We start from the raw sequence: 12,409 nt of genomic DNA on the forward strand, positions 1-12,409 counted from the left end.
TCTCCCCACCCTCTCCCGCACGGGAGAGGGAGCACACACCGCCCTCCCGTGTCCCCGTCCCCCATCGGCATCTTCGATTCCGGCCTCGGCGGCCTGTCCGTGCTGCGCGAGGTCCGCGCGCTGCTGCCGCACGAAACCCTGCTCTATCTCGCCGACTCGCGCTATGCACCCTATGGCGACAAGCCGCAGGCCTTCGTGCAGGCGCGCACGCTGCAGGCCTGCGAATGGCTGGCGGCGCAGGGCTGCAAGGCGCTGGTGGTGGCCTGCAATACGGCCACCGCGCACGGCATCCAGGCGGTGCGCGAGCGGCTGCCCTTGCCCATCGTCGGTGTCGAGCCCGGATTGAAGCCGGCGGTCGCGGCCAGCCGCAGCAAGGTGGTCGGCGTGCTGGCCACCGCCAATACGCTCGCCAGCGACAAGTTCGCGCGGCTGCTGCATTCGCTGGAGGACCAGTGCCGCTTCGTCTGCCAGCCCGGCGGCGGACTGGTGGCGAGGATCGAGCAAGGCGATGTCGACGGGCCGCTGGTTCGCGAACGGCTGCAGACCTGCCTGGCGCCGATGCTCGAAGCCGGCGCCGATACGCTGGTGCTCGGCTGCACCCACTATCCCTTCCTGAGCGAGACCGTGCGCGAGCTGATCGGCGAGCGGATGACGCTGATCGATACCGGCGTCGCGGTCGCGCGGCAATTGCAGCGCAAGCTGGCCGAACACGGCCTGGCGGCGGACGCCGGGATGGGCGGGAATACGGGCATCGAACCTGGCGCGAATCCGATCGCGGTGGCGCGCTATTGCACCACCAGCGACGCCGAACATCTGCGCAGGATGGCGCGCGCGCTGCTGCATGTCGATGCCGCGGCGGAAACGGTGGTCATCGAACCGGCGCCGATTTCGCTGTGATGGTACGGCGGGGCGCTGCTTGCCCTGCTGGTGCCTGCTTCGTTCCGAGCCTCGCCGCTGCTTCTTTGCGAGCCTCGCTGCCAGCTTCATTGCCTGCTTCGCTGCCAGCCATGTTGCGGGCCTCGTTGCCCGCCCTCCTGCCCAACATCAACGCACGAAGCCCAGCGGACGACGCTCCCGCACCTCAGGCTTGACCGCATGCTCCTGGCGCAGCTGGGCAAGGAATTCGTCCGGCGTCAGCGCTTCGCCCAGCAACGCGCATTGCCGCTTGACGGTGGCGAAGTCCCCCGGCGTCAGGCCGTCGAGCGCCGCCAGTTCGCGCCGCATCGCATCGTCCAGCGCGGACGCATCGCCGTCGAGCGCCTCGTCGACGAACATCGATTCGCGCTGCGCCGGCAGCAGCGGCATGAAGCGGATCTTGAAGGAGAAGCGGCGCAAGGCGGCCTCGTCGAGCCGGTCGAACAGATTGGTGGTGCAGACGAAGATGCCGTTGAACCGCTCCATCCCCTGCAGCATCTCGTTGACCTCGGACACCTCGTAATTGCGCACCGCCTGCTGGCGGCTCTGCATGAAGCTGTCGGCCTCGTCGAGCAGCAGCACCGCGCCGTCTTCCTCGGCCCGCGCGAACATCGCCGCGATCTGCTGCTCGGTCTCGCCGACGTACTTGCTCATCAGGTCCGAAGCGCGCCGGATCATCAGCGGCAGCTCCAGCGCGGCGGCGATATGCTCGGCCAGGGCGGTCTTGCCGGTGCCCGGGGGGCCGTAGAAACACAGCGTGCCGCGTCGCCGCGCCTGCAGCGCCTGGATGATCCGCTCGACCCGATAGCGCGTTTCCAGGTTGAGCCGATCGAGCCGGTAATGCGTGACCACCGGCCGCGTCTCCGCTTCGGGCCGCAGTCCCATCGCGCGGTCGGCGTGTTCGAGCTGGCGCAGGATCAGCGTCTCGACCGGTTCGCCGATGCCGGGCTGGGCCAGCTGCACGAAGCGCGCGGCCGATTGCACCTGCGCCGGCGTCAGCGTGCGGCGCGCCGCCAGCGACGCGATAAAGGCATCGTCGACCGCCAGTCCGCCAAGGTGCTTGCGGATGATGTTCTCGCGCACCTGAGGCGGCGGAATGCGCAGCTCCAGATGGAACTGGAAGCGGCGCAGATAGGCGGGATCGATCTGCCGGATCGAGTTGGAGATCCAGATCACGGGCACCGGATTGCGCTCGAGCGTCTGGTTGACCCAGGCCTTGCCGTTGACCGAGGCACGCGTGTCCTCCTGCCCGAACAGGCTCATCAGCTCGCGCGCCGAGCCGGGGAACACGTCCTCGACTTCGTCGAACAGCAGCGCGGTATTGGCGCGGCCGCGCAGGAAGGCCTGCGAGACCTGCAGCGAGCGATAGCGGTCCTTGCCCGACAGGCTGTTGCCGTCGCGGTCCAGGCAGTCGACCTCGTACAGCTCGCAGCCGGCCTCGCGCGCCAGCAGCCGCGCGAACTCGGTCTTGCCGGTGCCGGGCGGCCCGTAGATCAGCACGTTGACGCCCTCGGCATGCTGGCGCGTGGCGTTGGCGAGCAGCGCGGTCAGATAGCGGGCGTCGCTCTCGACATGGGGGTAGTCGGTGCTCGACAGCGTCGGCGGCGCGGCCGGGCGCGTGAACACCGCCATCATCTCGGCCTCGTCGGCGTAGTTGCCGAGCAGCACATGCAGCAGCCGGTCCGACAGCCGCATCAGGTCGCCCAGATCGGTCACGCTGTTTTCGGGCAGCGGCTGCTCGATCAGGTTCAGCGTCTCGAGCCGCGAGCCCGGCCGCAGCGACGCCGCCACCTGGGCCGGCGCGGCACCGGTGAGCCCGGCCAGGATCTGGAAGGCTTCCTGGCTGTGCGCGACCTTGCAGTCGACCATCACCGCGCGCAGGTCGCGCTTGTACTTGGCCAGCGCGGCGAACAGCAGCAGCTTGCGCTCGTGGTCGGGCAGGTCCAGCACATGGCTGAGCATGTCGATATTGCGGACCAGCAGCACGCGCTCGCCGTCGAGCCGGGCCGCCAGCGCGGCGGCCGAGACCTCGAACACGGTGAACATGTCCTTGGCATGGTGCTTGACGTACTCGTCCAGGTAATAGAACAGGGCCCCCTCGTCGAAGGCGCTGTTCCACTGGCCGTGCCGCTCGAGAAATTCCTCGGGAGTCAGCCGGCCCGCGCCGCGCCAGGCCGGCATGTCGGCGCAGCGCGCGGCGAGGAACCGCTGCACGCGCATCACCACGCCGTAGGGCCACACCAACTCCTGCGCGCTGACCGTCAGCACGTCGTTGATATTGCTGCGCAGATTGAAACGCGGTCCGAGCGCGCAAACCACGCGCAGCGCGAACTGGGCGCACATCCAGTCGAGCGCCGTGGTGGCGCCCGCCCCGGGGGCCGCGCGCAACAGCGCCGGCCGGTCCTCGTCGATGCTGCGGGTGAAATCCATGGGCAAGGCTCCTCGTCCCGGACGAGCGACGGAGGACCGTCGCCGCCGCTTCCTTCGCCGTTTTTTTCGCTTGGTTCTCGGCCTGCTTTGCCGCTGTTCCTGCCGCGTGCTCTTTTACTGACCTCGATCGCCTGCTGTTCCGCCTGCTTTACCCTTTGTCGTGCGGGCCGCCTGCCAGTTCACCGGCCCCCTTTTTCGTATGCTAGCTCGCTTTGCCGGGCGCAGTTAGTCGGGGCGACCCCGCACGGCGCCGCCAGGCCGACCCGCTCTCCTGCAGGGTTATGTGGCGAGAAGGCCGACAAATAGGAATCATTATCGTTTATACTCACGCGCTGACACGCTGCCAGAGAGTGGCGCTCCCCCGGGCTTTGACTTTGAAGGAGCGTTTATCATGGAACTGCTGATTAGCCTGCTGGTTGGTTGCGGTATTTCGCTGGTGCTGTTTCGCCGTAAATAGAGATTGCTGGAACGGCTGCAGACCAGCCGAATCGCCGCGCCGCTCGCGCCCGACACACCGTAGCCGCCTTCGGGCGGAAGGCCGCGCCTGCAACGCCGGTTAGCCGAAATTTGTTGTCTCACATGTTCGATCAACGTTTCCTGAAGATCACGCTTGCCGTTCTGCTTTTCCACGCCGGCCTGCTGTATCTGATCCAGAGTGGGCTCGCGCGCAAGATGACCGAAGCGGTGATCGCGCCCGAAATCATCGCCCGTATCATTCCGCTGGAACCGCCGCAGCAGCCGGCACCGGAGCCGCCCAAGCCGACGCCGAAACCGGAGACCCCGCCCAAGCAGGTCAAGGTCACCAAGCCGACGCCGCAGCCCAAGCCGCAACCGAAGCCGGAGCCGCGCATCGAGCCGACGCCGGCGCTGCCGCCGACCCCGACCGCGGTGGAAGCGCCGCCCGCACCACCGGCTCCGCCCGCCCCTCCGCCGCCGCCCGAGCCGGCACCGGTCGCCACCGGTCCGCGCGCCGTCGGGATCGGCGAGATTCAATGCACGCCGCCGCAACCGACCTACCCGTCGCAATCGCGGCGGATGGGCGAGACCGGCAAGACCGTGGTGCGCCTGACCACCGACGATACCGGCAAGGTCGTCAAGACCGCCGTAGTGAGCTCCAGCGGCTCGTCGCGCCTGGACCAGGCCGCGATCGACGCGGTCCAGCGGATGCGCTGCAAGCCTTATGTCGAGAATGGTCGTGCGATCGCGGTCACCGCGCAGCAGCCGATCGCTTTCGAGCTGAACTGATTTGAACTGAACCCTCCATACGATTTACGACTTACCAGGAACCATCATGCAGGACCTCGGACTCAGCCATCTGTGGGCGCAAGGCGATTTCGTCATGCGTGCGACCGCCATCATTCTGCTCGTCATGTCGCTGGCGTCATGGATCGTGATTCTCACCAAGGCGTGGGATCTGGTCCGCCTGAAGAAAATGGCGCAGGGCGCGGAAAAGCGCTTCTGGCATTCGGACGATTTCGACCATGCGCTCGAAACGCTCGGCAGCAGCGAATCGAATCCGTTCCGCACGCTGGCGCTGACCGGCAAGGAAGCGGCCCAGCACCATCGCGCCAGCCAGCCGCAGCTGCATGACGTGATGGATATTTCCGACTGGCTGACCCGCTCGCTCAAGAGCGCGATCGACGATGCCGTTTCGCGCATGCAGTCGGGCCTGGCCATCCTCGCCTCGGTGGGCTCGACCGCGCCGTTCGTCGGCCTGTTCGGCACCGTCTGGGGCATCTACCACGCGCTGATCGGCATCGGCGCCTCGGGCGTGCCGACCATCGACAAGGTCGCCGGCCCGGTCGGCGAAGCGCTGATCATGACGGCCTTCGGCCTGGCCGTGGCGATCCCCGCGGTGCTCGGCTACAACGCGCTGACGCGCGGCAACAAGGCGGTGATCTCGAAGCTGAACCGCTTCGCGCACGATCTGCACGCCTACTTCGTCACCGGCGCCCGCGTGCGCCCGACCGGCACCCGCGCCGCCGACGACAACGCGGTGCGCCTCGCGGTCAAGAACTGAACTGACGCGGACCGCCCTCCGCTCGAAAGGAAGTCATCATGGCATTCGGTACTCTCGACGATGACGATGACGCAGTCATGAGCGAGATCAACATGACGCCGCTGGTCGACGTCATGCTCGTGCTGCTGATCATCTTCATCATCACCATCCCGGTGATCAATCACGCGGTCAAGATCGACCTGCCGCGTGCGACCAATCAGCCCAACGATCCCAAGCCGCAGAACATCAACCTGTCGATCGACGCGGCCGGCAAGGTGTTCTGGAACCAGCAGGAGATCGACGACACGACGCTGCAGAACAATATCGCGCAGGCGGCCCAGCAACAGCCGCAGCCCGAGCTGCATCTGCGCGCCGACCGCGACGTGCGCTACGAGCGCGTGGCCGAGGTGATGGCCGCCGCGCAGCACGGCGGTCTCGGCAAGATCGGCTTCATCACGGAGCCGAAGCAGTAAGACCCCCAGCGGCGCGCAGTGCCGCGCCGCTTTCCCCAAGCCCCACCCTGCGGTGGGGCTTTTTCTTTTGTGTTTCGAATGAAACCAAATGCGTTTTTTGGCAGCGCTGCCTTCGGCCGCCCGATATCATGCACAGAGTCGTTGTAATGATAACGATTCTCATTTAATATGAACGGAACGACGGCAGCCACCTTTTCCATTCCCGGCGCCGTGACACCGACCATCCCCGAACAGGAGCCCCATCGATGAGCACCCTAGCCTTGCCGCTGACGCAACCGCGCGAAGTCACCCGCCGCCGCCTGTCGCTGCGCCGCGTGGTGGTGAACGAGAATCCGGCGCCGAACGCGCGCCGCGAGACTGCGGCGCCTTCGGCGATGGCGACGGTCAAGTCGGCGGTGGCCCGCCTCGAAGCGCTGGTGCGCGACAATCGCAGCGCCAATGCGGCTGCCCATGCGGCCCTCGCACAGACCGCCGAGGCGGTGCCGCTGGAAGCGCTGATGCGGGGCGCGACCACGCTGCCGATCCTGCATAACGGCGAGGTCTACACGCTGCGCAAGACGCGCTACGGAAAACTGATTCTGACGAAGTAAGCCGCCCGCCGTGGCATGCCGCATCGCGCGGCATCCCGGCATCGGGCAACCCGCTCCAGGACGGAGCGGGCGCGGCCGCCGCAACCGCCGGCGGCCGATGAAGAACGATCAGGCCGAAGCCGCCGGATCAGACACCCAGCGCGGCAATGCCTGCACGGCCGATCTGCGCATCCTCGCTGGACTTGACGCCCGACACGCCCACCGCGCCGACCACCTGGTCGCCGGCGATAATGGGCACGCCGCCTTCCAGCATGCCCTGCAGCACCGGCGCCGTCATGAACGAATTGCGGCCGTTGTTGATCATGTCTTCGTAGATCTTCGATTCGCGGCGGCCCAGCGCCGAGGTGCGGGCCTTTTCGGTCGCGATATAGGCGGAGATCGGCGCAGCGCCGTCGAGCCGCTGCAGGGCCAGCAGATGGCCGCCGTCATCGACGATGGCGATCGAGACGGCCCAGTGATGGGCCTTGGCCTCGGCTTCGGCTGCGGCCATCACCTTCTTCACGTCTTCCGCAGTCAGCACGGACTTTTGCTGCATACCACTCTCCTGAATCGATAAACAATGAGCCGGCAGTATAGCGCCGGCACCACTTCGGTGACCACGACGCGGGCACCTTTGTCGGGCAAAACAGCCATGCCAAAAAAGCAAAGGGCCCCGCGGGGCCCTTGTGATCCGGATCGTCGATTCGGCGATCTAGTCGCGATGATGGCGATGTCCGTGACCGCCATGCCAGTGGCCGTGCCGGCCGCCGTGATAGTGCCGGCCAGGATGGCCGTAGTAGCGCGGCGGGCCATAGTAGTGCGACGGCGGCGGGCCGTAATAGCGCGGCGGCGGACCGTAGTAGCCGTAACCCGGCCGCACCACCACCGGGGGCGGACCGTAATAGACCGGCGCGGGCGCCACTACCACGGGCGGCGGCGCGACATAGGCCGGCGGGGGATAGTAGGCGGGACCGCCGACCACGACGCCCGGCACGCCGATCACCACGCCGACGTCGACACGGGCCATCGCGGCGCCTGAGGCCATCGCAGCCAGCACGCCAAGCCCTGCGAGCAACCAACGTTTCATGATCTTGCTCCTCGCAAGGTTGATCTTGATACCCGTATTCTAGGCCCGGGCTAGATCACAGGTGCAACGGCGGGTTCTACATTGTTACCGCCAGTAACATCCTTGCCAGGAAGGGTACGAGAGCGATCATGCGGCGCTTGCGTCCCGGGCGGCGACCGCCCACAATACCGGGCTTGCCGTGCGGCCGTGGAGAAATTGGTAGACTCAGCAGACTTAAAATCTGCCGCCTTTCCGGGCTTACGGGTTCGAGTCCCGTCGGCCGCACCAACCACGCCGCAAGCCCCCGCCGTACTTCTACGGTACTACCCGCGCCCCTTTGGCACCTTACCCACATTCCGGTATCACCCTGGCCTGAATCCGGTAGTACCTTGCCTCGCACCCCGGCGGCACCTGACGTCGCAGGCGGGTAGCACCTTGCCGCGCGACCGGGCGGCGCCAAGCCGATGCGGGGCCATTGCAGCCCCGCCCGCCACCCCCCTATCCCTCATCGCTCCTGCCGACGGACTCGATCGCTCGTCACAGAAGCACCGCGCACAGCAGCGCGCCGGCACCGAGCAGGAAGACGAACAGCAGCGCGGCCAGCAGCATCGGCCTGCGGCCGGCGCGCAGCAGGTCGCCGATCCGCGTATGCAGGCCGATCGCCAACATCGCGCAGGCCAGCAGCCAGTTGTCGAAGGCAACCAGACCCCGCTTCCATTCGCTCGGCACCAGGCCGAAGGAGTTTATCGCCAGCACGGCGACGAAGCCGAGCGCGAACCAGGGGATCGCCGCCCGGATCCGGGCCCAGTCGATGCCGCGGCGGCCGGCCGTTGCACCCTGCGCCCGGTCCTCGGCACGCGGCCACAGCGCCAGGATCAGCAGCAACGGGCCGAGCGCCAGCACACGAACCATCTTGGCCAGCACGGCGGCATCGCCCGCCGTCTCGCCGACCGCCTTGCCGGCGACGATCACCTGCGCGACCTCGTGCAGCGTGGCGCCCGTATAGATGCCGAAGGCGCGCTCGCCGACCTGCCAGTGCCAGACGTTGGTCACCAGTTCATACAGATAGGGATACAGCAGCATGCCGACGGTGCCGAACAGCACCACTGTGGCCACCGCGACCGCGGTCTGCCGGTCGTCGGTGCGCGCGATCGAGGCGACCGCGATCGCGGCCGCCGCGCCGCACACCGCGCTGCCCGCGCTGACCACCACCGCCTCGCGGCGGGTCAGGCCAAGCCACCGGGTGCCGACCCAGACTCCGACGCACAGCGTCGCCGCCAACATCAGCAACGGCGCCACCACACCGCCGACACCGAGCGCCTCGATCGAGCCGAAGGTCAGCCGCAGGCCGTACAGCGCCACGCCCAGCCGCAGCAACGTCTGCCGGGCCAGCTGCATGCCCGGCGCCAGCGGCGCCAGCCAGTGGCGCGGCAAGGTATTGCAGGCGACCATGCCGGCGCACATGGCGAGCATCAGCGGGCTGACGCCCAATTGCGACAGCGCCGGCAGCCCGGACAGGACCAGCGCGAGCCACGCAATCGCGCCAAGCGGCGCAAGCGTCAGCAGTCGATAACGCCAGGAAATGGCGCGGGCTGGGGCGGTAGCGGGGGCGGCGGCAGGAATCGAGGTGGTCGGCATGGCGCAGGGACGACATGGGCGTGGAGAATGACGCCAGCGTAACAACCGACCTCTCATCTGTAAAACAGGTAATATCGTTACTTCTTACCTGGTTTATAGATATGCAACATCGCCCCTTGCGGCTGACGCTGCGTCAGCTCGCCGTTTTCGTCGCCGTGGTCCAGCACGGCAGCACGACCGCCGCCGCCGATGCGGTGGCGATGTCGCAGTCCGCCGTCAGCGCCGCGCTGGCCGACCTGGAACGTGCACTGGACCGGCGCCTGTTCGACCGCATCGCCAAACGGCTGACCATCAACGAAACCGGACGGCAGTTCTTCCCGCGCGCGCTGTCGCTGCTGGATCAGGCGCACGAGCTGGAACGCTTCGCCGCCGACGCCGGCGTGCAGTTGCGCATCGCCGCCAGCAACACCATCGGCAGCTATCTGCTGCCCGCCCTGCTGACCGGCTTCCGTCAGGCGCAGCAACAGCCCTGCGCGCTGGACCTGCGCATCGGCAATACCCATGACGTGCTGCAGGAGCTGTTGCGGCTGGAAGCCGATATCGGGCTGATCGAGGGCACCTGCCACGAGCGCGAGCTGACCAGCGTGCATTGGTGCGACGACGAGATGGTGGTGGTCGTGGGCGCCGGGCATCCGTTGGCACAGGCCGATGGCGATCTGGGGGCGCTGCGCGAGGCGGACTGGCTGGTGCGGGAGCGCGGCTCGGGGACGCGCGAGATCGTCGAGCAACGGCTTGCCCCGCTGCTCGGGCCGCTGCGCTTTGCGCTGGAGCTCGGCAACGCCGAAGCGATCAAGCGCGCGGTGATGAGCGGCTTTGGTGTCAGCTGCCTGTCGCTGCATGTGGTGCGCGACGAGCTGGAGCGCGGCACGCTGGTGGCGCTGCGCCGCGGCCTGCCGCGGCTGGTGCGGCCCTGGCACCTGGTGGTCCATCGGGACAAGTATCCGACCCAGGGCCTGCTGGCCTTTACCGAATACCTGCGCCGGACGGCGCCACAACTGGAACTGGAAGAAGTGGAAAAGCGGGAAGGATGAGCGAACCGATCGGCGATCCACGCGGCGAGCCGCTCGGCGATCCACGCGGCGAGCCGCTCGGCGATCCACGCGGCGAACCGCTCGGCGATCCACGCGGCGAACCGATCGGCGTGCCAAGCGGCAGGCCATTCGGGGGGCCAATCGGGGGCCTATCAGGAGGCCCGGACGCGGCCCCCGCCGGATCGTCAGGCCGCCTGCGCCTCGCCCGCCTCGCTCTGGCGCGCCACATAGCGGTCCAGCCAGCGGAACAGCAGCGGGTTGAGCACGATCGACAGCAAGGCGCCCGCCAGGATCAGGCTTTGCGCGCGTTCCGGCAGGATCTGCAGGAACACGCCGAGGCTGGCCAGAATGAAGGAGAACTCGCCGATCTGCGCCAGGCTGGCGGCGATCGTCATGCCGGTCCGGTTCGAATAACCGAACATCCGCACGATGCCGAGGGCTGCCACCGACTTGCCGACCACGATGATCGATACGGTCGCCAGCACGCCCCACGGATCGCGCACCAGCACCATCGGGTCGAACAGCATGCCGACCGAGACGAAGAACAGCACCGCGAAGGCGTCGCGCAGCGGCAGCGATTCCTCGGCCGCGCGATGGCTGAATTCGGACTCGGCCAGCACCATGCCGGCAAAGAACGCGCCCAGCGCGAACGACACGCCGAACAGCGAATAGGCGCCGAAGGCGACGCCGAGCGCGGTCGCCAGCACGCCCAGGCGGAACAGTTCGCGGCTGCCGGTCCAGACGATGCGCTCGAGCATCCACGGAATGAAGCGGCGGCCGATCACCAGCATCACGGCGACAAAGGCCGCGACCTTGCCGAGCGTCAGCGACACCGTCAGCAGGATGTCCGTGACGCTGGCCGCCGGCGCCTCCCCGCTGGCACCGGCCGGCACCAGCAGGCCGGACAGCGCCGGCAGCAGCACCAGCGCGAGCACCATCGCCAGATCCTCGACCACCAGCCAGCCGACCGCGATGCGGCCCTGCTCGCTGTCGACCAGATCGCGATCCTGCAAGGCCTTCAGCAGCACCACGGTACTGGCGACCGACAGGGCCAGCCCGTAGACCAGGCCCTGGCCCCAACTCCAGCCGAAGCCCCAGGCGACGCCCATGCCAAGCAGTGTCGCGATGCCGATCTGCGCCACCGCGCCGGGGATCGCGATCTTGCGCACCGCCATCAGGTCGCGGATCGAGAAATGCAGGCCCACGCCGAACATCAGCAGGATCACCCCCAGCTCGGCCAGCTCCGGCGCCAGCGCCTGGTCGGCGGTATAGCCCGGCGTATGCGGTCCGACCACCACGCCCGCGCACAGGTAGCCGATCAAGGGCGGCAACCGTAAACGCCCCGCCAACGCACCGAGGACAAATGCCAGGACAATGCCGCCGACGATGGTGCTGATGAGCGGAGTAGCGTGATGCATGCGTGGTGGTTTCCTTCTGATGGCCGGCATGGCGCCGGGAAGTCGAACGGCGATCCGGTCCCGATCGACGCGGACACGCCGCCATCGACGGGGCCTGGTGCCGGCGCCGCCCGGGCGGACAGTCTGCGGAAATGAAACCGAATGGGAGTCGTCGCCACCGGCAGCGGTGCCCGGGGCGCGAGGCCTGGGCACGTTGCCAGCATGGTCCAGCAACGGCGACGACTGGTGCGATAGACGTAATGTATCACGCGAGCCACGCGGTAAAGCCGCGATAAGACCGCAAAAACGCCGCGCAGAGACAGAGAAAAGTCAGCGAGAGACCGCTGTGAATGCCCGCGAGGGCACGGGATCGGCGGCGAAAACCGCGGATCGGGCGCCGCGGATCGGGCGCAACAGAGGGGGAAGATCGATGGAGGCGGGGGTCGGAATCGAACCGGCGTACACGGCTTTGCAGGCCGCTGCATAACCACTCTGCCACCCCGCCGGGTGACCTGGATGCTGGATTGTAGCCGCTGCGGCTTCCGGGCGCCGGAGGCCGATGCGGCAGCATCGCAAACTAAAAAGGGAAGCGCTGCTTCCCTTTCGGACTGGAGCGGGAGACGAGTCTCGAACTCGCGACCTCAACCTTGGCAAGGTTGCGCTCTACCAACTGAGCTACTCCCGCATGACACCTGCTGCGGCAAACCCGGAATTCGCTACCGGATCGACCAGAAAAATCTGGAGCGGGAGACGAGTCTCGAACTCGCGACCTCAACCTTGGCAAGGTTGCGCTCTACCAACTGAGCTACTCCCGCAGTGTCCTGCGTACTGCACTTGCAACAACACGGTGCTAAATCACTGCATATAGACCGCTTCTTGCTGCATCTCGCT

Annotated in this window: 11 protein-coding genes and 4 tRNA genes; 7 read left to right on the forward strand and 8 right to left on the reverse strand. The window is 67.4% G+C overall.

Annotation, left to right across the window (positions count from 1 at the left end; genetic code table 11):
- The first annotated feature begins 48 nt into the window (after positions 1–48).
- Positions 49–897, forward strand: coding sequence for a glutamate racemase (gene murI, locus F1599_RS07730; RefSeq protein WP_150082679.1), 849 nt, complete (start codon positions 49–51; stop codon positions 895–897).
- Between the two features lie 147 nt (positions 898–1,044).
- Here the strand turns inward: murI and F1599_RS07735 are convergent, their stop codons facing one another.
- On the reverse strand, positions 1,045–3,345 hold the full coding sequence (locus tag F1599_RS07735) for an AAA family ATPase (RefSeq protein WP_149317057.1): 2,301 nt from the start codon (positions 3,343–3,345) through the stop codon (positions 1,045–1,047).
- A 579-nt stretch (positions 3,346–3,924) separates the two neighbouring features.
- Here F1599_RS07735 and F1599_RS07740 point away from each other — a divergent pair.
- From F1599_RS07740 to F1599_RS07755, 4 genes are all read left to right on the forward strand, one after another.
- Positions 3,925–4,590: an energy transducer TonB gene (locus F1599_RS07740; protein WP_149317056.1), complete on the forward strand. Its 666-nt coding sequence runs from the start codon at positions 3,925–3,927 to the stop codon at positions 4,588–4,590.
- Between the two features lie 46 nt (positions 4,591–4,636).
- The gene (locus tag F1599_RS07745; protein ID WP_149317055.1) at positions 4,637–5,365 is read left to right on the forward strand and encodes a MotA/TolQ/ExbB proton channel family protein; all 729 of its coding nucleotides are present in this window, start codon (positions 4,637–4,639) and stop codon (positions 5,363–5,365) included.
- A 38-nt stretch (positions 5,366–5,403) separates the two neighbouring features.
- Positions 5,404–5,817: an ExbD/TolR family protein gene (locus F1599_RS07750; protein ID WP_149317054.1), complete on the forward strand. Its 414-nt coding sequence runs from the start codon at positions 5,404–5,406 to the stop codon at positions 5,815–5,817.
- Between the two features lie 245 nt (positions 5,818–6,062).
- Entirely contained in the window at positions 6,063–6,407 is a 345-nt protein-coding gene (locus F1599_RS07755) for a hemin uptake protein HemP (protein ID WP_150082680.1), read from the forward strand.
- Between the two features lie 127 nt (positions 6,408–6,534).
- Here F1599_RS07755 and F1599_RS07760 read toward each other — a convergent pair whose 3' ends face one another.
- Together F1599_RS07760 and F1599_RS07765 are read right to left on the reverse strand one after the other, a co-directional pair.
- Positions 6,535–6,942, reverse strand: coding sequence for a heme-binding protein (locus F1599_RS07760; protein WP_149317052.1), 408 nt, complete (start codon positions 6,940–6,942; stop codon positions 6,535–6,537).
- A 156-nt stretch (positions 6,943–7,098) separates the two neighbouring features.
- On the reverse strand, positions 7,099–7,473 hold the full coding sequence (locus tag F1599_RS07765; protein ID WP_149317051.1) for a hypothetical protein: 375 nt from the start codon (positions 7,471–7,473) through the stop codon (positions 7,099–7,101).
- 180 nt (positions 7,474–7,653) lie between these two features.
- On the opposite strand from F1599_RS07765, the gene F1599_RS07770 reads away from it, so the two are divergent.
- A tRNA-Leu gene (locus F1599_RS07770) sits at positions 7,654–7,740 on the forward strand.
- A 249-nt stretch (positions 7,741–7,989) separates the two neighbouring features.
- Here F1599_RS07770 and F1599_RS07775 read toward each other — a convergent pair.
- Entirely contained in the window at positions 7,990–9,090 is a 1,101-nt protein-coding gene (locus F1599_RS07775; protein WP_150082681.1) for a YeiH family protein, read from the reverse strand.
- A 101-nt stretch (positions 9,091–9,191) separates the two neighbouring features.
- Here F1599_RS07775 and F1599_RS07780 point away from each other — a divergent pair, with 101 nt between their 5' ends.
- Positions 9,192–10,121, forward strand: a complete 930-nt coding sequence (locus F1599_RS07780) for a LysR family transcriptional regulator (RefSeq protein WP_150082682.1) — start codon at positions 9,192–9,194, stop codon at positions 10,119–10,121.
- Positions 10,122–10,306: 185 nt separating this feature from the next.
- Here F1599_RS07780 and ybaL read toward each other — a convergent pair whose 3' ends face one another.
- The 4 genes from ybaL to F1599_RS07800 all read right to left on the reverse strand — a co-directional run bounded on the left by ybaL (position 10,307) and on the right by F1599_RS07800 (position 12,333).
- The gene (ybaL, locus tag F1599_RS07785; RefSeq protein WP_149317048.1) at positions 10,307–11,539 is read right to left on the reverse strand and encodes a YbaL family putative K(+) efflux transporter; all 1,233 of its coding nucleotides are present in this window, start codon (positions 11,537–11,539) and stop codon (positions 10,307–10,309) included.
- A 410-nt stretch (positions 11,540–11,949) separates the two neighbouring features.
- Positions 11,950–12,023 (reverse strand) — tRNA-Cys (locus F1599_RS07790).
- 104 nt (positions 12,024–12,127) lie between these two features.
- A tRNA-Gly gene (locus F1599_RS07795) sits at positions 12,128–12,203 on the reverse strand.
- Positions 12,204–12,257: 54 nt separating this feature from the next.
- Positions 12,258–12,333 (reverse strand) — tRNA-Gly (locus F1599_RS07800).
- Positions 12,334–12,409 lie beyond the last annotated feature (76 nt).

The sequence above is a fragment of the Cupriavidus cauae genome, from assembly GCF_008632125.1.
Lineage (GTDB): Bacteria > Pseudomonadota > Gammaproteobacteria > Burkholderiales > Burkholderiaceae > Cupriavidus > Cupriavidus cauae.

What these genes read in the sequence shown, in the direction of transcription:
- F1599_RS07735 (WP_149317057.1), bottom strand. Translation starts at nt 3,345, where the DNA reads ATGGATTTCACCCGCAGCATCGACGAGGACCGGCCGGCGCTGTTGCGC.
- F1599_RS07740 (WP_149317056.1), top strand. Translation starts at nt 3,925, where the DNA reads ATGTTCGATCAACGTTTCCTGAAGATCACGCTTGCCGTTCTGCTTTTC.
- F1599_RS07745 (WP_149317055.1), top strand. Translation starts at nt 4,637, where the DNA reads ATGCAGGACCTCGGACTCAGCCATCTGTGGGCGCAAGGCGATTTCGTC.
- F1599_RS07750 (WP_149317054.1), top strand. Translation starts at nt 5,404, where the DNA reads ATGGCATTCGGTACTCTCGACGATGACGATGACGCAGTCATGAGCGAG.
- F1599_RS07755 (WP_150082680.1), top strand. Translation starts at nt 6,063, where the DNA reads ATGAGCACCCTAGCCTTGCCGCTGACGCAACCGCGCGAAGTCACCCGC.
- F1599_RS07760 (WP_149317052.1), bottom strand. Translation starts at nt 6,942, where the DNA reads ATGCAGCAAAAGTCCGTGCTGACTGCGGAAGACGTGAAGAAGGTGATG.
- F1599_RS07765 (WP_149317051.1), bottom strand. Translation starts at nt 7,473, where the DNA reads ATGAAACGTTGGTTGCTCGCAGGGCTTGGCGTGCTGGCTGCGATGGCC.
- F1599_RS07775 (WP_150082681.1), bottom strand. Translation starts at nt 9,090, where the DNA reads ATGCCGACCACCTCGATTCCTGCCGCCGCCCCCGCTACCGCCCCAGCC.
- F1599_RS07780 (WP_150082682.1), top strand. Translation starts at nt 9,192, where the DNA reads ATGCAACATCGCCCCTTGCGGCTGACGCTGCGTCAGCTCGCCGTTTTC.
- ybaL (WP_149317048.1), bottom strand. Translation starts at nt 11,539, where the DNA reads ATGCATCACGCTACTCCGCTCATCAGCACCATCGTCGGCGGCATTGTC.